General features: G+C 63.5%; 18 protein-coding genes. 12 read left to right on the top strand and 6 right to left on the bottom strand.

The features are described from left to right. Positions 1-11: 11 nt before the first annotated feature. From JAB6_RS23250 to araD, 3 genes are all read right to left on the bottom strand, one after another. Positions 12-1,115: an ABC transporter ATP-binding protein gene (locus JAB6_RS23250; RefSeq protein ID WP_070304904.1), complete on the bottom strand. Its 1,104-nt coding sequence runs from the start codon at positions 1,113-1,115 to the stop codon at positions 12-14. Positions 1,116-1,179: 64 nt separating this feature from the next. Beyond that, a complete protein-coding gene (locus JAB6_RS23255; RefSeq protein WP_070304906.1) occupies positions 1,180-1,992 on the bottom strand; it encodes an HpcH/HpaI aldolase/citrate lyase family protein in 813 nt (270 codons plus the stop codon). Between the two features lie 37 nt (positions 1,993-2,029). Next, positions 2,030-3,766 carry an L-arabinonate dehydratase gene (gene araD / locus JAB6_RS23260; protein WP_070304908.1) on the bottom strand — a complete coding sequence of 579 codons (1,737 nt, stop codon included), beginning with the start codon at positions 3,764-3,766 and terminating at the stop codon, positions 2,030-2,032. 326 nt (positions 3,767-4,092) lie between these two features. Here araD and JAB6_RS23265 point away from each other — a divergent pair, with 326 nt between their 5' ends. Together JAB6_RS23265 and JAB6_RS23270 are read left to right on the top strand one after the other, a co-directional pair. Continuing rightward, positions 4,093-5,127, top strand: coding sequence for a LacI family DNA-binding transcriptional regulator (locus JAB6_RS23265; protein WP_070304909.1), 1,035 nt, complete (start codon positions 4,093-4,095; stop codon positions 5,125-5,127). 221 nt (positions 5,128-5,348) lie between these two features. Further along, positions 5,349-5,843, top strand: a complete 495-nt coding sequence (locus JAB6_RS23270) for a hypothetical protein (protein WP_070304911.1) — start codon at positions 5,349-5,351, stop codon at positions 5,841-5,843. A gap of 43 nt (positions 5,844-5,886) precedes the next feature. Here JAB6_RS23270 and JAB6_RS23275 read toward each other — a convergent pair whose 3' ends face one another. Continuing rightward, positions 5,887-6,075, bottom strand: a complete 189-nt coding sequence (locus tag JAB6_RS23275) for a hypothetical protein (RefSeq protein WP_034755254.1) — start codon at positions 6,073-6,075, stop codon at positions 5,887-5,889. A gap of 133 nt (positions 6,076-6,208) precedes the next feature. Here JAB6_RS23275 and JAB6_RS23280 point away from each other — a divergent pair, with 133 nt between their 5' ends. Beyond that, positions 6,209-7,321, top strand: coding sequence for a hypothetical protein (locus tag JAB6_RS23280; RefSeq protein ID WP_070304912.1), 1,113 nt, complete (start codon positions 6,209-6,211; stop codon positions 7,319-7,321). Here JAB6_RS23280 and JAB6_RS23285 read toward each other — a convergent pair. Then, entirely contained in the window at positions 7,306-7,785 is a 480-nt protein-coding gene (locus tag JAB6_RS23285; RefSeq protein ID WP_070304914.1) for a MarR family winged helix-turn-helix transcriptional regulator, read from the bottom strand. The genes JAB6_RS23280 and JAB6_RS23285 overlap by 16 nt on opposite strands. Before the next feature lie 132 nt (positions 7,786-7,917). On the opposite strand from JAB6_RS23285, the gene aceE reads away from it, so the two are divergent. The 3 genes from aceE to JAB6_RS23300 all read left to right on the top strand — a co-directional run bounded on the left by aceE (position 7,918) and on the right by JAB6_RS23300 (position 13,068). Beyond that, positions 7,918-10,593 carry a pyruvate dehydrogenase (acetyl-transferring), homodimeric type gene (aceE, locus tag JAB6_RS23290; protein WP_070304916.1) on the top strand — a complete coding sequence of 892 codons (2,676 nt, stop codon included), beginning with the start codon at positions 7,918-7,920 and terminating at the stop codon, positions 10,591-10,593. Positions 10,594-10,613: 20 nt separating this feature from the next. Continuing rightward, positions 10,614-11,240, top strand: coding sequence for a glutathione transferase GstA (gstA, locus tag JAB6_RS23295; RefSeq protein WP_070304918.1), 627 nt, complete (start codon positions 10,614-10,616; stop codon positions 11,238-11,240). A 238-nt stretch (positions 11,241-11,478) separates the two neighbouring features. Further along, positions 11,479-13,068, top strand: a complete 1,590-nt coding sequence (locus JAB6_RS23300) for an aspartate:alanine exchanger family transporter (protein WP_070304919.1) — start codon at positions 11,479-11,481, stop codon at positions 13,066-13,068. Positions 13,069-13,080: 12 nt separating this feature from the next. Here the strand turns inward: JAB6_RS23300 and JAB6_RS23305 are convergent, their stop codons facing one another. Further along, the gene (locus tag JAB6_RS23305; RefSeq protein WP_070304921.1) at positions 13,081-14,289 is read right to left on the bottom strand and encodes an MFS transporter; all 1,209 of its coding nucleotides are present in this window, start codon (positions 14,287-14,289) and stop codon (positions 13,081-13,083) included. Between the two features lie 157 nt (positions 14,290-14,446). On the opposite strand from JAB6_RS23305, the gene JAB6_RS23310 reads away from it, so the two are divergent. The 6 genes from JAB6_RS23310 (at position 14,447) to JAB6_RS23335 (ending at position 18,927) form a co-directional block, all read left to right on the top strand. Continuing rightward, on the top strand, positions 14,447-15,034 hold the full coding sequence (locus JAB6_RS23310; protein WP_070304922.1) for a TetR/AcrR family transcriptional regulator: 588 nt from the start codon (positions 14,447-14,449) through the stop codon (positions 15,032-15,034). A 112-nt stretch (positions 15,035-15,146) separates the two neighbouring features. Beyond that, complete coding sequence (locus tag JAB6_RS23315; RefSeq protein ID WP_070304924.1) at positions 15,147-15,497, top strand: VOC family protein; 351 nt, start codon at positions 15,147-15,149, stop codon at positions 15,495-15,497. A gap of 144 nt (positions 15,498-15,641) precedes the next feature. After that, positions 15,642-16,832: an acyl-CoA dehydrogenase family protein gene (locus JAB6_RS23320; protein WP_034755275.1), complete on the top strand. Its 1,191-nt coding sequence runs from the start codon at positions 15,642-15,644 to the stop codon at positions 16,830-16,832. Positions 16,833-16,848: 16 nt separating this feature from the next. Next, entirely contained in the window at positions 16,849-17,994 is a 1,146-nt protein-coding gene (locus tag JAB6_RS23325; RefSeq protein ID WP_034755278.1) for an acyl-CoA dehydrogenase family protein, read from the top strand. Next, entirely contained in the window at positions 17,991-18,479 is a 489-nt protein-coding gene (locus tag JAB6_RS23330) for a MaoC family dehydratase (RefSeq protein ID WP_034755281.1), read from the top strand. The genes JAB6_RS23325 and JAB6_RS23330 overlap by 4 nt, the downstream gene beginning before the upstream one ends. Beyond that, positions 18,472-18,927 carry a MaoC family dehydratase gene (locus JAB6_RS23335; RefSeq protein ID WP_070304926.1) on the top strand — a complete coding sequence of 152 codons (456 nt, stop codon included), beginning with the start codon at positions 18,472-18,474 and terminating at the stop codon, positions 18,925-18,927. The genes JAB6_RS23330 and JAB6_RS23335 overlap by 8 nt, the downstream gene beginning before the upstream one ends. The last annotated feature ends 17 nt before the right edge of the window (positions 18,928-18,944 follow it).

The raw sequence follows: 18,944 nt of genomic DNA on the forward strand, positions 1-18,944 counted from the left end.
TTGTGCGCGGCTTATCGGGATGGCAGTACCGCGCCGCCCTGCGGATCGAACAGATGGAATTTCTCCATGTCCAGCTGTACCGTGACTTGCCGCCCTGGCGCCAGCGCAAACGTGGGCGGCAGGCGTGCCGTCAATTCGCCGCCTTCGCACTGGAAGATGACGAGGGTTTCCGCGCCCAGCGGTTCGACCACCACGACTGTCGCGGCCAGGGCGGCGCTGGCGCTGCCGGCCGCTTCCAGGGTGATGTCTTCCGGGCGGATGCCGAATTCCACGGCGCGGCCATCGAGCTTGCCGCAGGCAGCCTGACGTTCGGCCGGCAGGGCCAGGCGGGCTGAACCCAGCACGATCTCGGTCTGGCCGGCGCCATTGCGTGCCACCTTGGCGCCGAGGAAGTTCATCGGCGGCGAGCCCGTGAAGCCGGCGACAAATTTCGACACGGGTTCGTTGTAGATCTGGTCCGGCGTGCCGACCTGCATGATGTTGCCGCCGGACAGTACGACAATGCGTTCGGCCAGGGTCATCGCTTCGACCTGGTCATGCGTGACGTAAATCGTGGTGGCGCCGATGCGCTGGTGCAGCTTCTTGATTTCCGTGCGCATTTCCGAGCGCAGCAGGGCGTCCAGGTTCGACAGCGGTTCGTCGAACAGGAACAGCTTGGCCTGGCGCACGATGGCGCGGCCCATGGCCACGCGTTGGCGCTGGCCGCCGGACAGGGCGCGCGGCTTGCGGTCGAGCAAGTGGTCGATTTTCAGGATGGTGGCGGCGGCGCGCACGCGCTGTTCGATTTCCGCCTTGGGGAACTTGCGCAGCTTCAAGCCGAAGCCCAGGTTGTCGAACACGGACTTGTGCGGATACAGCGCATAGTCCTGGAAGACCATGGCGATGTCGCGCTCGCGCGGCGGCAAGTCGTTGACGACCTGTCCCTCGATGGAGATGGTGCCGCCCGTGATGGACTCGAGCCCCGCGACCATGCGCATCAGTGTGGATTTTCCACAACCCGAAGGTCCCACGAAGACGACGAATTCGCCTTGCTTGATTTCCAGGTCGATGCCATGAATGACTTCGACGCCGTTGTCGTACTTCTTGACGACCTTTTCCAGTTTTACACCTGACATGCTTGTCTCCAAAAGATGCGAATGACGCGTCTGAGCGCGCTACGTGCGTTGCAACAGAAATAGATTAGTAGGCGCCCGTGTCGAGGGCTTTCGCCAGCGACGGTTTCAGGGCCGTGATAAAGGCATTGGCCTGGCGCATCATCATGCCCATGTCCGAGGCGATGGCCACATAGTCATAGCCGTAACTAATGAAAGTGTGCACCATTTCCGGCGAGGGGCCGACAATGCCGATGGGTTTGCCAATGGCGCGGGCGCGGCGGGCCGCGTCGGCAATCGCCGCCTGTACTTCCGGGTGGCCGATATTGCCGATGTTGCCCATCGCTGCCGACAGGTCGCCGGGGCCCACGAACAGGGCGTCGACGCCATCGACGGCGGCGATCTCTTCCAGCTGCGCCAGGGCGGCCGGCGTTTCCAGCTGGATGATCGAGAAGACGGCGCCGTTGGCGCGCGTGGCGTAGTCTGGCACGGTGCCATAGCGGCTGGCGCGGTGCATGGCGGCAAAGCCGCGCGTGCCGGGAATAGCCTGGCCCGGCTGGGGATAACGGGTGGCGGCCACGGCACTGCGTGCTTCAGCGGCGTTTTCCACGAACGGGAACATCAGGGTCTGCGCGCCGATGTCGAGCGCGCGCTTGATTTGCACGAGGTCGTTCCAGGCCAGGCGCACGACGGGGCAGGCCGGCGTGCCGCCCACTGCCTGCAGGATCTGGTAGGCGTCCTGGTAGTCGATGGGCACGTGTTCCATGTCCAGCACCAGCCAGTCGAAGCCGGCGCAGCCCATGGCCTCGGCCGTCACGGGCGTGCCGGCCATCAGCCAGCTGCCCAGCGGTACTGCTTTGTCCGCCAGCAAGGCGCGGAATGGGTTGTCCAGGATATCCATAGTTGTGCTCTCTATATAGGTAGGGAAGACGGCGGCGTCAGAAGATTGGCGGCTCGGGCGTGGCGGCGTTGCCCAGCAAAAAGTCCAGGTCGCAGCCCTGGTCGGCCTGGGTTACGTGTTCCATGTACAGCTTGGTGTAGCCGCGCGCATATTTTTGCGCCGGCGCCTGCCACTCGGCGCGGCGGCGCGCCAGTTCCTCGTCCGTCACGTCCATGTTCAGGCTGCGCGCGGCGATGTCCAGTTCGATCATGTCGCCGTTGCGCACCAAAGCCAGCGGGCCGCCGACGGCCGCTTCGGGCGTCACGTGCAATACGCAGGTGCCGTAGTGGGTGCCGCTCATGCGCGCGTCGGAGATGCGCACCATGTCGCGGATGCCTTGTTGCAGCAGCTTTTTCGGCACGGGAAGATTGCCCCATTCCGGCATGCCGGGCGCGCCGATGGGGCCGCCATTGCGCAGGATCAGCACCGTGTTTTCATCGATGTCCAGGTCGGGCGCGTGGATCTGCGCCAGCATCTCCGCGTTCGAGTCGAACACGAGGGCGCGTCCCCGATGTTTGGCGAACTTCGGATTGGCGGCCGACGGCTTGATGACGGCGCCGCCAGGGCACAGGTTGCCGCGCAGTACGGCCAGCGCCGCGCCGTCGGCCACCGGCTGCGACACCTTGCGGATCACGCTGTCGTCGAGACACACGGCGTCGGCGATGTTTTCGCCCAGGCTGCGGCCCGTGACCGTCAAGGCCGTCAAATCCAGCTGCAGCGCGATTTCCTTGAGCAGGGCCGGCATGCCGCCCGCATAGAAGAAATCTTCCATCAGCTTGTCGCCGGACGGGAACAGATTGGCGATGACCGGTACTTTTTGCGCCATCGCATCCATTTCATCGAGCGACAGGGCCAGGCCGGCGCGCCCGGCGATGGCGACCAGGTGGATGGCCGCATTGGTCGAGCCGCCGAGCGCCATGTAGGCGGCCACGCCGTTCGACAACGCGGCGCGGGTGAAGAAGCGCGACGGCTTCAAGTCTTCCCACACCATGCCGACGATGCGCTCGCCGCATTGCGAGGCCATGCGTACGTGGTTGGCATCCATGGCGGGAATGCTGGTGGCGCCGGGCAAGGTAAAGCCCATCGCCTCGACGATGGACGTCATGGTGGACGCGGTGCCCATGGTGTTGCAGGTGCCGGGCGAGCGCGTCATCTTCGCTTCGAGCTTGATCCACTCGGGCTTGGCGATGTCGCCGGCCACGTAGTCATCCCAGAATTTCTTGGTGTGCGTGCCCGCGCCCACGCTCTGGCCGCGGTAGCGGTCGTTGAGCATGGGGCCGGCAGGGCAGAAGATGGCGGGGATATCCATGCTGATGGCGCCCATCAGCATGCCGGGCGTCGTCTTGTCGCAGCCGCCGAGCAGCACGGCGCCGTCGATCGGCAGCGAGCGCAGCAGTTCTTCCGTTTCCATGGCGAGGAAGTTGCGGTAGATCATGGTGGTGGGCTTGACCATCACTTCGCCCAAGGACAGGGCAGGCAGCTCGACGGGGAAGCCGCCGGCCAGCAGGATGCCGCGCTTGACGGCTTCGGCCCGTTCGCGCAGGTGCGAGTGGCACGGCGACAGGTCGCTCCAGGTATTGATGATGGCGATGACGGGGCGGTCGAGGAATTCCTCGCGGCGCAAGCCCATCTGCTGCAGGCGCTGGCGGTGGGCGAACGAGCGCATGTCGTCTGGGGCCAGCCAGCGCTGGCTGCGCAGGGATTCCAGCGTGCGGCGGGAAGTAGCGGAGCTCAATGTGTGTCCTTTTCGGTTGCCTGGCCCGCTGCGTATGGCGTTCCAGTGCTGCTGTCTCGGGTCTTGCTTGCAGCCTTTGTTAGCGCTAACATTGCAAGTACAGCGAAATATAATTTGAATCGCACGGGACTGTCAACAGATTTAATGCAGGGTGCAGGCGCGCAGCCATTACACTATCGGCATGATTTCATTGACGCCAATTTCCAGGGTGGAATTTCTGCGGCCCAGCCGGTGAGCGGTAGCGCAGCGGCATTACGCCGGCATCCCCGTGCGGCCGGCCATGGCATGATGCGTGGTGATTACCGATTTTTGAGAAGGCAGTACCCATGAACGACCCAGTACGCAAGCGGCGCGGCCTCGGCCGCAGCACCGTGTTCGATGTGGCCAAATTGGCACAGACCTCGGCTATTTCCGTGTCGCGCTATTTCAAGGAACCGGACCGCGTGTCGCAGGAAACGCGCGAGCGCATCAAGAGCGCCATCGACCAGCTCGGCTATATCCGCAACGAGGCGGCCGGCGGCCTGGCCTCGACCCAGGGCCGCATCGTGGGCGCCATCGTGCCCAGCGTGTCGAACTCCATCTTTGCGGAAACCATCCAGGGCTTGTCGACCACCTTGTCGCAGCACAATTACCAGTTGCTGCTGGCCACCCACGATTACTCGATCGAGACGGAAGAGAAGGTCGTGCGCGCGTTTCTCGGCTGGTCGCCGCGCGCGCTCGTGCTGACGGGCGCCGACCATAGCGCCGCCACGGAAACCTTGCTGGCGGGCTTGCAGATTCCCGTCATCGAAACGTGGGATATCCGCCCCGAGCGGCCGTATCCGCAGATCGGTTTTTCGCATATCGCCACGGGGCGCGACATGACCTTGTATTTGCACGGGCAAGGCTACCGGCGCATCGTCTACGTCGACAGCGGCATCGGCAGCGATTTCCGCGCGCGCAAGCGGGCCCAGGGGTATGAGGAAACCATGCGGCAGCTGGGTTTGCGTCCGGAAATTGTGCAAGCGTCGGTGACGGCGCCGCTCGATGCGGGCGGGCAAGTGTTCAGCGAGCAAATGGCGCGTGCCGAGCGTCCCGACGCCCTGTTTTTTGCCAACGACAACATGGCTGCCGGCGCCATCTATGAAGCGGCGCGCCTGGGTATCCGCATTCCCGAGCAATGCGCGGTGGCGGGCTTCGGCGACTTCCCGTTCTCGGAAAAGCTCATGCCGGCGCTGACGACGATACGCGTGCCCCGCTATGACATCGGCCGCCTGGCCGCGCAAGCGATCCTGCAGCGCCTGGGCGAAGTGGACGAGGGTGCCGCGCCACCGGCCTTGGCGCCGCTGCCTTACGAGCTGATCGCGCGTGCCAGCGCTTGAGATACCGTGCCTGCCGCAGATATTGATGAATCGTATTTCTATCATCACAACATACAATTGGCTTGATATGCTGCGATGCGGCATCATGCACCTGTCTCCTCTACTTCCTCACAGGAATTAGATTCAGCCCGCTCCCGCAGCGGGCTTTTTTTTGCCTGTTTCCATGACCTTATCGCTTAAGATAAGCTTGTTTAAACATAAACATGCAAGGAGACAAGTTGATGATGCCTTTGTTTCGCGCCGCTGGCATGCTGGCGCTGATGGCGCTCGGTGCCTGTTCGGCGGAGAAGCACCCGTTTGACCGCCATTTGGCCCAATTGCGTCCGGTCACGGTCGCAGCGCTGCCCGATATGGGCTGGCCGCCCGGCACGATGCTGTGCCCGATGGGAATTTATCAGAGCGAACTGAGCGACTCGGCGCCGCATGCAGACCGCGTTAACGCATTCCTGAAGCAAAAGAAATTTCTGGGTGATGAAGGTCTTTGGTCGCTGATCGTCGTCACACCGATGTCCGAAGGGGACGCAGCTATCGAGCAATTGCTTTTCAAGCGCGGCGATTATGACGTGATCAATGATCCGCAACTCATCGCGCGCGATGCGGAAACGGTGCCAGCGGGGTTTGCGCCGCACGCTTGCGTGACCGTAGAGCACGCCCGCGTGCTGGTGACGCGTGAACAAAGATCACATCGGAAACTCATCATTTTTGGAATGAGCTAGGCCCGCTTGCGTCGCGGTTTTTGCCTGCGCCATGCATGATGTGCTACAGCACATTCGCCGCCACGGCCGAACTGTAGTTGCGCGCCAGCGCCGCGATGATGGCGGCCATCGCCTGCGGGTTGTCCGTGGTGCCGAAATGCGCGGCATACAGGCGCTTGGCCGCCTCGACTTGCGCATTCGTCAGTTTCACGGCGTAGGCCATGCGCACGGTTTCAGGATTGTTCAGCGTCATTTTTCACCTCGAAGACAGATTTCGCTTGGCTTGCGTCACTTGTACGCGCAAAGGATTGCAACTACAATCGTTGCATTTGCAATCGTATAGGCAATGTCTGCCTTGCGCAAGCATTGTTGCGACAGGAGCTTTCATGCATTCTTCCCCTTTATTCCCTCCACAGCCATTGGACGTGGCGCGCGACGCCGTCCAAGCCTGCCTGGCCGTGCTGGCGGCACCGCCGGCGTTGCCGTTGCGGCAGGTGTCGCCGCGCCGGGCGCTAGGCGCCATGGCGGGCAGCTTGCAGACGGACCCGGGCGCGGAGAATGCCATCCGCGTCGTGCGCGCGGAAGTGACGCAGCGGCCTGACGATGCCTGGAATGTGACGGCGTCCGCGAGTGCCTGGCCGCTGCGCTATGGCGCCGACAAACCGCTGCTGTATCTGTGCCGCCCCGCTTCGCTCCAGGCATTGAGTGGCGTGCTGGTCGATGCGCGCGAGCGTGGCATCGTCTGCAGCGATGCGGAAACGCAATCTTCTCGCTGGCCGAAAGGCGTGCAGCCCGCGCTGCCCGCCTGGCTGGCCACGCAGCACAATTGCACGCCGTTCGACCCGGCGACGGGCGAGGAAGTGCGCGCCATCCTGCGCTCGGCACTGGAAACGTTGTACCTGGAACAGCAGACAGGCTATTACTACCTGGCCATACATGACGAAGAGGCGGACGAAGGTGCGGACGAAAATGCGGACGAAGGTGCGGTGGCCACGCCCTTGTCGGACGCCGATGCGGCAGCGGCCAGCCTGGGCATGTACCGCGTGTCGCCGCCGGGGCCGGCGCCATGCCGGGTGCGTCTGTGCGGCGCGGGAACGATGCTGGCCGTCGTTGCCGATGCGGCCCGCTTGCTGAAGGACGACTGGGATATCGCCGCGCAAGTGTGGAGTTGCCCCAGCTACACGCGCCTGGCGCGCGATGCGCAGGCGGCGGAGCAGTGGAACCTGCGTCATCCGCGCGCCGTCCCAAGGTTGGCCCATGTGCGGCGCTGCCTCGATGACAGTGCCGCGCCCGTCATCGCCGTCACCGGCTATGGACAGCACATCGCGGGCCAGATCGGCGGCTACGTGCGCGGGCGTTTCATCGCCGTCGGCGCTGACGCCATGATGGAGGTCAGCGCGCCATGGCTGGCCGTCACGGCCTTGAAAGCCCTGGCCGACGACGGCGCGCTGCCGGTGCAGTTCGTCGAGTACGCGCTGCGGCGTTACGCCTTGCTCTGAGTGGCGCCGCGTGCCGCCTCGGCGGCGCGCGCGAGGGCGGCGCTGAAGTCCTGCTGCTCGCCGCCGTCAAATTGCGTCAGGAACAGGTCGGCCACCGTAGCCTGGTAGACGGCCCACATCTTCTTGCGCAGGATTTTCCCGTCTTCCGTGATGAAAACGAAGGCGGCGCGCCCGTCTTCCATCGAGCGTGTGCGCGTCACCAGCCGGTCCGTTTCCAGCTTGTCCACCAGGCGCGTCAGGTTGTAGCGCTCGATGGCCAGAGCGTCGGCCAGTTCATGCATGCGGCGCGAACCGTCCTGTCCGCTTTCGAGTCCCCACAGCACGTCATACCACGCATACACGGGCAGGCCGGCGGCGGCGAGGCGGCGCTCTATCTCGCGGATCATCAAACGGTGCGTGCGCACGAACGCGAACCACAGGTCGGGCGCAGGGGCCGTGCCAATTTCAGGCGCAGTTTCAGACATCGGTATTCCTCCAGATCGATCACAGTTGCAAATGCAATTATAGCGCTATACAATGGCCGCCGTAACGATTGCAAATGCAATGATTGCATAAGCAATTATTCGCGTATTGAATTCCCAACCCAGGAGACCGCCATGACCACATCCCTTGCCGTGCCCGATATCGACCCGCAGGAAACCAAAGAATGGCTGGAGGCGATGCAAGCCGTCGTCGCGGTGGAAGGACGCCCGCGCGCCCATTATTTGCTTGACCAACTCGTCGATTCCGATTCCGCGCAGCACGGCGGCATGCATGGCCGCGTCACCACCGCGTATACCAACAGCATCGCCACCGAGCGCCAGGGTGGATATCCGGGCGACCTGGCCATCGAGCGCCGCCTGAATGCGTATATCCGCTGGAATGCGATGGTGATGGTCTTGCGCGCGGCCAGACACTCGAACGTGGGCGGCCATATCGCCACCTACCAGTCGGCGGCCGTGCTGTACGACGTGGGTTTCGACCACTTTTTCCGTGGCCGCACGGACCAGTTCGCCGGCGACCTGGTCTACATCCAGGGCCATTCCGCGCCCGGCATCTATGGCCGCGCCTATCTGGAAGGCCGCATCACGGAAGCGCAGCTGGACAATTACCGCCGCGAAGCGGGGCGCGAAGGCCTGTCCTCGTACCCGCATCCCCGGCTGATGCCCGACTTCTGGCAATTTCCCACCGTCTCCATGGGGCTGGGCCCGCTGACGGCCGCCTACCAGGCCCGCTTCATGCGCTACCTCGAGTACCGTGGCTTGAAGGAACACCAGGGCCGCAAGGTATGGGCCTTCCTCGGCGATGGCGAGATGGACCAGCCCGAATCCCTGGCCGCCATTTCATTGGGCGGACGCGAGCGCCTCGATAACCTGATCTTTGTCGTCAACTGCAACTTGCAGCGCCTCGACGGCCCGGTGCGCGGCAACAGCAAGGTCATCCAGGAGCTGGAGGGCACGTTCCGCGCGGCGGGCTGGCATGTGATCAAGGTCATCTGGGGCAGCGGCTGGGATGCCTTGCTGGCGCGCGATACGAGCGGCTTGTTGCGCCAGCGCATGATGGAATGCGTGGACGGCGATTACCAGACCTTCAAGTCGCAGAATGGCGCCTACGTGCGCGAGCATTTCTTTGGCAAGTATCCGGAACTGCTGGCGCTGGTGGCGCACATGTCGGACGATGACATCTGGAAGCTGACGCGCGGCGGCCACGACCCGGAAAAAGTGCACGCCGCGTATGCCGAGGCCATGCGCACGCCGGGCCGTCCCACCGTGATCCTGGCCAAGACCGTCAAGGGCTTCGGCATGGGCGAGGCGGGCGAAGGGCAGAACATCAACCATCAGCTGAAAAAGATGAGCGCCGACGCCGTGCGCGCGTTTCGCGACCGCTTCGCGCTGCCCGTCAGCGATGCCCAGCTGGAAGAGATGCCGTATCTGAAACCGGCGCCGGACAGCGAGGAAGGCCGCTACTTCGCCGCGCGCCGGGCGCAGCTGGGCGGCTACATTCCCGCCCGCATCAGCAAGGTGGCGCCCTTGCCAATCCCGCCACTGTCCACGTTCGCCACCCAGCTCAAGGATAGCGGCGAGCGGGGCGCGTCCACCACCATGGCCTTCGTGCGCATCCTCGGCACTCTGCTGAAAGATCCCGCTTTGAGCAAGATCATCGTGCCCATCGTGCCGGACGAATCGCGCACGTTTGGCATGGAAGGCCTGTTCCGCCAGATCGGCATCCATTCCTACCTGGGCCAGCTGTACACGCCGCAGGATGCGGGCCAGCTCAGCTATTACAAGGAAGCCAAGGATGGGCAGATATTGCAGGAAGGGATCAACGAATCGGGCGCCATTTCTTCCTGGCTCGCCGCCGGCACGTCGTACAGCAACCATGGCCTGGCTACCATTCCGTTCTACATCTTCTATTCGATGTTCGGCTTGCAGCGTGTGGGCGACCTGGCGTGGGCGGCGGCCGATGCCCGCACGCGCGGCTTTTTGCTGGGCGCCACGTCGGGACGCACGACACTGATGGGGGAAGGCCTTCAGCACGACGATGGCCACAGCCACGTGCTGTCGTCCGTGATTCCCAACTGCATCTCGTACGACCCCACGTTCGCGTATGAGCTGGCCGTGATCATCCATGACGGCATGCGCCGCATGTTTGCCGAGCAAGAGGATATTTTCTATTACATCACCTTGCTCAACGAAAACTATCCGCACCCGGCCATGCCGGCAGGAGCAGAGGCGGGCATCTTGCAGGGCCTGTATCTGCTGCAGGAAAGCCCTGAAGCCCTCACGGCAACCACGCCGCGCGTGCAGCTGATGGGCAGCGGTTCCATCCTGCGCGAGGTGCTGGCCGCCAGCGTGCTGCTACAGCAGGATTTCGGCGTCGCGGCCGACGTGTGGAGCGCCACCAGCCTGACGCAAGTGCGGCGCGACGGCCTGGCCGTTGAGCGCTGGAACATGCTGCACCCGGACAGCGAACCGCGCGTGCCGTATATCGAGCAATGCCTGGCTGGCCGGCAAGGCCCCGTGGTGGTGGCCACCGACTACATGAAGATCGTCGGCGACCAGGTGCGCCCCTTCGTGCACGACCGGCGCTTCGTCACCCTGGGCACGGATGGCTTCGGCCGCTCCGATACGCGCGAATCGCTGCGCACCTTCTTTGAAGTGGACCGCCATTTCATCGTGCTGGCCGCGCTGACGGCGCTGGCCGATGGGGGCGAGCTGCCGCGCAGCAAGATTGGCGTAGCCATCGCCAAATACGGCATCGACGTGGAAAAACTGGATCCCGCGTCCGTGTAACTTTTTTCAAGGAGGGAATCATGAAACTGTATTACGCAACGGGCACGTGTTCCTTGTCGCCGCACATCGTGGCCATCGAGGCGGGCATCGCGCTGGAACTGGAACGTGTCGATATCCGGAAGATTCCGCGCGTCACGGAAACGGGCGCCGATTATGCGCGCATCAATCCGAATCTGTACGTGCCGGCGCTGGCGCTGGACGACGGTACGATCTTGCTGGAGGGCACGGTTATCGTGCAGTACCTGGCCGACCTGGCGCCTGCCAGCGGCCTGGCGCCGCCGGCAGGCACCATGGCGCGCGTGCAGCTGCAATCGTGGCTGGGTTTCATTGCCACCGAGTTGCACAAGGTGTTCAGCCCCTGGCTGTTCCATCCGGAATACGGCGCGCAGGCGCAGGACGTGGCCCGCTCGCGTCTGGCCGCACGCCTCGACTATGTGGAGCGGCAACTGGGCGATGGTCGGCAGTACTTGTTGGGGAACACGTTTACGGTGGCCGATGCGTATTTGTATACCGTCCTCAGCTGGTCGGAGGTCGCCAAAGTCGACCTCGGTGCTTTCCCGCAGGTGAGGGCGCTACTGGCCAGCATAGGCGATAGGCCAGCCGTGCGCGAGGCGATTCGTTGCAAGGCACAGCGGCAGTCCCGATGAGATATTGACAAATCGAATTTCTATCATCACAACATAGAATTGGATGAATATGCTGCGATGCGGCATCATGCACCTGTCTCCTCTACTTCCTCACAGGAATTAGATTCAGCCCGCTCCCGCAGCGGGCTTTTTTTTGCCCGTTTTTATGGCATAAAGCTGCGCACGCTTGCTTGTCATCATCGCCATCGTGTTGCTTTTGTGCATGCTAAACTGGGCCATCCCCAGACCAAGGTTCCTGATGCTTCAACTATTTCGCCACACGCTGGAGTCGACGCCGATCCTTGCCCTGTTCCTCGTCATCGGCGCCGGTTATGCGCTGGGGCGTATCAGCGTGTTCGGCTTTTCGCTGGGCGTGGGCGGCGTGCTGTTCGCGGGGCTGGCGCTGGGCGCCTTTGCTCCCGGTTCCGTGCCGCCGCCGATGGTCGGTTCCATCGGCTTGTTGCTGTTCCTGTATGGCATCGGTGTGCAGTACGGCGTACAATTTTTCGCCGGCTTGCGCGGCGCAGGGCAGAAACACAATCTGATTGCCTTTGCCGCCGTCATGGGCGGCCTGGCCGTGTCCATCTGGGGCGGGCAGTGGATCGATATCTCGCTGCGCATGGCCAGCGGCGTGTTTGCCGGCGCCATGACCAGCACGGCCGCCCTGCAGGCGGCGCTGGAAGCGTCGCACGGCAATGGCGACGCGGCCGTCGGCTATGCCGTCGCGTATCCGTTCGGCGTCGTCGGCCCCATGCTGGGCCTGTACCTGGCCGGGCGCATCTTGAAACCCGTGCTGACGCCGCCGCCGGCGCCCATCGTTGTATCCGAAATTACCATCGATGCAGCCAAACTCGCGGGCGCGGCCCTGTCCGAGCTGGCCGACGGCCCGCTGGCTGGCGTGCAAGTGATCGGCGTGCGCCAGGGCCACCAGAACCGCTTGCCCGATCCTGGCCTCGTGCTTGGTGTGGGCGACGCGCTGATGGTGTCGGGCACGGTGGCGGGCGTGGAAGCGGCGCGCACGGCGCTGGGCCACCTCGACCCGGGCCGCTTGATGAAGGACCGCAGCGATTTCGATGGCACGGAAGTGTTCGTGTCAGACGCGGAAATCGTCGGCGTGCCCTTGGGCGAGCTGAACCTGGCAAAAGACTTTCCCCTGCAGATCGCGTTCATCCGTCGCGGCGACGCCATGATTTTGCCGCACCCGTTCCTGACCCTGGAGTTTGGCGACAGGGTGATGGCCATCGCGCCGGCCAGACATGCGGCCGACGTGCGCAAGCTGTTCGGCAACTCCATCACGGCCACGGCCGAGTTCAGCTATGTCTCGCTGGGCATGGGCATGGTCTTGGGCGTGCTGCTGGGCCTGGTGCCGATTCCGTTGCCGTGGATCGGTTCGTTCAGCCTGGGTCTGGCAGGCGGGCCGCTGGTGATGGCGCTGATTTTGGGCCGCCTGGGCCGAGTCGGCAAGATCAGCTGGCGCTTGCCCCTGTCGGCCAACCTGGTCATGCGCAACTATGGCTTGACGATTTTCCTCGCTTCCGTCGGCATGGCCTCCGGCTTGCCCTTCGTGCAGCAAGTGGGCGCCGACGGCTTGCCCATGCTGGCGCTCGGCGCCGTGACGGTGCTGGTGGTGGTGGCGCTCGTCGTGATCCTGGGCAAGGTCTTCCTGCGCCTGCCGTTTCCTGAACTGCTGGGCATCGCGGCCGGCGCCACGGGCAACCCGGCCGTGCTGGTGTTTGCCAACCGCCTGGCCAAGTCGGACCGCCCGAACCTCGGCTACGCGATGATTTTCCCCAGCATGACCATCGTCAAGATCGTGGCCGTGCAGGTGTTGCTGCACTTGTATGGCTGATGGCGGACACCGTCAATCCCTTGCAGCGCCAGACTGCTTGTTTGCATCAATAAAGCTGATGCCAAACGACAGCAGCAAGGCGGCAGCGGCAAATCCTGCGGCAAGCCACAGGTTGGCGGAGAGGCCCAGCCTGTCGACGGCTTGGCCACCGGTCCACGCCCCGAGCGCAATGCCGATATTGAAGACGCCCACATACAGCGCGGCAACGATTTCCACGGCGCCGGGCGCCGCCTTCATCATCAAGGTCATCAGGCCGACCGATACGCCGCCGTAGGCCAGTCCCCAGGCCAGCAACACCATGCCGCCGCCGATGCCGGAGTCGCCGACAGCCAGGAACAGCAGTGGCGTGAGCAGCAGGCCGCACGAGATGGCGATGATGGTAGCCGCCGTGCGCCGCGCCGCAGCGACACCGGCCAGGAAGTTTCCAATGATGCCCGCGAAGCCATAGGCAAACAGCAGTGCGCCCAGCCATTGCGCATCGAACCCCGACACGGACAGCAGTAGCGGGCGCACGAAGGTAAAGGCCATGAAATGGCTGCTCACCAGCAACAGGGTCAGAAGCAGCCCCGCTTGCAACTGCCTGTTGCGCAGCTGTCGGCCGAATTGGCGCAAGGTCGTCGAAGCGGCGGCGGGCAGGGCGGGAATGACGGCCAGGTGCAGCGCCAGTACCAGGCCGCTGAACAGCGCCATGACGCCGAAAGCCCAGCGCCATCCTGCAAGGTCGCCGATGTGTGCGCCTAGCGGCACGCCCAATACGGAAGCGGCCGCCACGCCACCGAAGATGAGCGACGTTGCCAGGCCAACCGAGCGGGCAGGAACCAGCCGGGAAGCGAGGCCGCCGGCGATGGCCCAGATGCCGCCCATGCAGAAACCGACGAGAACACGGGCCGCCAGCATCCACGCCATGTTCTGCGCCAGGGCCGAGGCAATGTTCGCGATCACCAGGAGCGTCAGCAAACCACAGAGAATGTTGCGCCTGTCCAGGCTTCCCGATGCGAGCACGACCAGCGGCGCGAACAAGGCCGCCAGCAATGCGGGCAGCGAGATCATCAGGCCGGCCGTTCCCGTGGAGGTGCCCAGGGTGACGGCAATCGGCGTCAACAGGCCGACCGGCAGCATTTCCGTCGTCACGACCGAAAAGGTGGCCATGCCGACAGCGGTGACCGCCAGCCACGGGTGGCGGGCAGAAGTTTCTGCGGCAGCGCAGGAAGACGTACTCATGGTGCATATCCTTTAGGTGATCAGGCGATAAACGGGTGTGCCCCGCTTGCAACGGAAACACGCCGCAGCGATAATACATACATCGCGTATGAATAAAGTATATATTCATACGCAGTGAATGTAAACAATCATACGTTACGTATGTAAGGAGAAAGCAATGGTTCGCCGCACCCGTGTGGAAATGGAAGAAACCCGCGCCTCGCTGCTGGCCACCGCGCGCAAAGTGTTCAGTGAGCGTGGTTATGCCGACACGTCCATGGACGACCTCACCGCGCAGGCAGGGCTGACGCGGGGGGCGCTGTATCATCACTTCGGCGACAAGAAGGGTTTGCTGCTGGCGGTGGTGGAGCAGATCGACGCGGAAATGGATGGCCGCCTGCAGACCATCTCCGACAGCGCCGCAGACTTGTGGGAAGGCTTTCGCCATCGCTGCCGTGCCTATCTGGAGATGGCCCTGGAACCGGAAATTCAGCGCATCGTCTTGCGCGATGCAAGGGCGGTCCTGGGCGGCGCTTCCCCGGACTCGCAGCGCCATTGCCTCGAGTCGATGCAAGCGCTTATCCAGCAGCTGATTCAGCAAGGCATCGTGGCCGACGCTTGCCCGCAGGCACTGGCTTCGCTGATCTACGGCAGCCTGGCGGAAGCGGCGTTCTGGATCGCCGATGGTGACGAAGGCAATGCGCGTTTGGTAAAAGCAGTTGCGGCATTGGAATTGCTGCTACGCGGATTATTGCTGAAAAGGTAGTCGCGGAAAGTGCTAATCTCGCCAGTAGCGGACATGCCCGGAGACAGGGATGACGATATTGAGCAGGGTGGGGAAATGGCGGGCGAAGCTTATATTGACACGGAGGAAAACTATGCAAGTCAAGCGTATCGTTGCAAATTTCCCGGCGTCGGATCCGGGCCTGGCGCGGACGTTTTACGAGGACGTGCTGGGCCTGAGCCTGTTGATGGACCATGGCTGGATCATGACGTATGGTTCGCAAGCCGAGATGAGCGTTCAAGTGAGCTTTGCGACGGAAGGCGGCTCGAACACTGCCGTGCCTGACCTTTCCATTGAAGTCGATGACGTGGATACCGCCTTCGAACGCATGTCCGGAGCAGGGTTTCCTATTGAATATGGCCCTGCCGATGAACCTTGGGGTGTCCGGCGGTTTTTCGTGCGCGACCCGTTCGGCAAGCTCATTAATATTTTGTCGCACACATAGGCGCGGGGCCACGGCAGCCATTGTAAAACCCCTGGCACCACTCCCAATCTGTTGTACAATCCTTGAGAACGGTCGTGCTTTTTTGTGCGCTGAGCTTCCTTGCGTGCAGTTATCACGGCAACCGATAAGAACAAGGAGACAGACATGGACCTGCATTACACGGCCGAGGAGATGGCCTTCCGCGACACGGTGCGCGCCTTCCTCGACACCCATTTGCCGGTGGATTTGCAGCGCAAGGTGCGCCAGCATTTGCGCCTGAACCGCGACGATTACGTGCGCTGGCACAAGATCGTCGCGCAGCAGGGCTGGGCCGCGCCGGCCTGGCCCGTCGAATATGGCGGCACGGGCTGGACGTCCGTGCAGCGCCACATCTGGGAAGACGAGTGCGCGCGCGCCGCCACGCCGCCGATCCTGCCGTTCGGCGTCAACATGGTGGCGCCCGTCATCATGGCTTTCGCCAGCGCCGAACAAAAAGCACACTACTTGCCGCGCATCCTGAACTGCGACGACTGGTGGTGCCAGGGTTACTCAGAGCCAGGCGCCGGTTCCGACCTGGCCTCGCTGAAAACCACGGCCGAGCGCGACGGCGACCATTACATCGTCAATGGCCAGAAAACCTGGACGACCCTGGGCCAGCACGCGGACATGATCTTTTGCCTGGTGCGCACGGACAGCACGGTGCGCAAGCAGGAAGGCATCAGCTTCTTGCTGATCGACATGAAAACGCCGGGCATCACCGTGCGCCCCATCATCATGCTCGATGAAGAACACGAAGTGAACGAAGTCTTCTTCGACAACGTGCGCGTGCCCGTCAGCAACCTGGTCGGCCAGGAAAACAAGGGCTGGACCTACGCCAAGTATCTGCTGGGCCACGAGCGCACGGGCATCGCCGCCGTCGGCCGCTCGAAGCGCGAGCTGACTTTCCTCAAGCAGCTGGCCATGCAGCAGAACAAGCGCGGCGCGCCGCTGCTGCACGATCCCGCTTTTGCCGCCAAGGTGGCCCATCTGGAAATCGAATTGATGGCGCTGGAAATGACGGTCTTGCGTGTCATCAGCGAAGAAGGCAAGGGACCGGGACCGCAGGCGTCGATGCTGAAGGTGCGTGGTTCGGAACTGCAGCAGCAGCTGACGGAACTGATGCTTGAAGCCATTGGTCCGCAAGCCTTGCCGTTCGACCCGGATTTTCTTGACGGCAGCGCGCCGCACGGCGCTGGCGGCGACGACCTGGCCGCGCCGCTGGCCGCGTATTACTTCAATTACCGCAAGACATCGATCTATGGCGGCTCGAATGAAATCCAGAAAAACATCATCACGCAGATGATCCTGGGCCTGTAAGCCAGAAGGAGACGACATGGACTTCCAATTTAATCAGGAACAGCAGCAATTTGCCGATGCGCTCAGGCGCTGGGTCGACAAGGATTACCCGTTTGAAACGCGCAAGCAGATCGTCCACTCGGCCACGGGTACCTCCGACCTTGCCTGGGCCACCCTGGCCGAACTGGGCATGACGGCCTTGCCGCTGCCGGCCGGCGCGGGCGGCTTCGACGGCACGGCCGTCGACATGCTGCTGGTGATGCAGGAACTGGGCCGTGGCCTGGTGGTCGAGCCCTACCTGGCTACCGTGCTGGGCGCGCGCTTCCTGAGCCTGGCCGGCGGCCACGATGCTGTGCTGGAACAGGTCGCCAGCGGCAGCCTCAAACTCGCGTGTGCGCTGGGCGAGCGCCAGTCGCGCCACGACATGCACGCTATCGCCACCACGGCCAAGGCCAGCGGCGACGGCTTCGTGCTCGACGGCGAGAAAACCGTCGTCATCCACGGCGCCCAGGCGGGCGCCTTGATCGTCTCGGCGCGCAGCAGCGGCGGCCAGATGGATACGGATGGCATTTCGCTATTCCTCGTGCCTGTCGACGCGCCCGGCGTCACCGTGCGCGACTACCGCACCATCGACGGCCAGCGCGCCGCCACCGTCACCCTCGTGCAAGTGGTGCTGGGGCAAGACGCTCTCATCGGCCAGGCGGGGCAGGGCTGGCCCGTGCTGGACGCGGCCGTGGATTACGGCGCCGCCCTGCTGTGTGCGGAAGCCGTGGGCGCCATGGACGCCATCTTTGCCGCCACCCTCGAGTACCTGAAGACGCGCCAGCAGTTCGGCGCACCGATCGGCAAGTTCCAGGCCTTGCAGCACCGCATGGCCGACATGTTCATCCACCTGGAGCAGGCGCGCTCGATGGCCATGCTGGCCGCCGCCAAGGCCGATAGCGACGATGTGGCTGAGCGCCGCCGCACGGTGTCCGCCGCCAAGGCGAGGGTGGGACTGGCCGCCACTTTTGTCGGCCAGCAAGCCGTGCAATTGCATGGCGGCATGGGAGTCACGGACGAATTGCCTGCCGCCCACCATTTCAAGCGCCTCTCCATGATCGCCCTGACCTTGGGCGACGTGGACCATCATATCGAGCGCTTTATCGCCCAGCCGGGCTTCTTGCCGACGGAGACCGCATGACCGCATCGCCTGCCACCACCCCGAAACACTGGTATTTCGAAGACTTTACGCAAGGCCTGGAAATCGACCTGGGCCAGCGCCATGTGACGGAAAAGGAAATCATCGCCTTCGCCACGGATTTCGATCCGCAGCCATTCCACGTCGACCATGACGCCGCCGAAAAGACCATTTTCAAGGGCGTCATCGCCAGCGGCTGGCATACCTGCGGCATGATGATGCGCCTGGTGGTCGATAACCTGCTCAAGCATTCGTCCAGCATGGGTTCGCCCGGCCTGGACAGCATCCGCTGGCTCAAACCCGTGCGCGCGGGCGACACCTTGCAGCTGACCTACAAGGTCAAGGAAGTGCGCCCGTCCACGTCGAAACCGGACCGCGGCATCGTCATTTCCGTGTGGAGCGTGCGAAACCAGCATGGCGAAGTGGTGACCACCGTCGAAGGCATGGGCATGTTCGGCCGCCGTCCTGCCGGAGAGCAGCATGCGTGATATCGCCGGCATCGCCGGTTTTCAAGCGCTGGCGGGGCAGCACGTGGCCGTCTCCGACTGGCTCACCATCACCCAGCAGCGCATCGACACCTTTGCCGACGCCACGGACGACCATCAGTGGATCCACATCGATACGGAACGTTGCGCGCGCGAGTCGCCGTACGGCTGCACCGTGGCACACGGCTTCCTGACGTTATCGCTGCTGCCTGCCATGTTGCAGGGCGCCTTGCACATGGCCGGCATCCGCATGGCCATCAACTACGGTTTAAACAAGGTGCGCTTTCCCGCGCCCGTCCCCGTGGGCAGCCGCCTGCGCGCGCGGCTCGACATCCTTTCCGTCGACGACTTGCTGGAAGGGGCGCAAGTGAACTGGGCCGTCACCATGGAGCGCGAAGGCGATACGAAACCCGTGTGCGTGGCGGAGTTTTTGATGCGCTGCTATCCCTGAGCGATAAGCCTGGCTCG

Source organism: Janthinobacterium sp. HH104 (assembly GCF_001758715.1).
Lineage (GTDB): Bacteria > Pseudomonadota > Gammaproteobacteria > Burkholderiales > Burkholderiaceae_D > Janthinobacterium > Janthinobacterium aestuarii.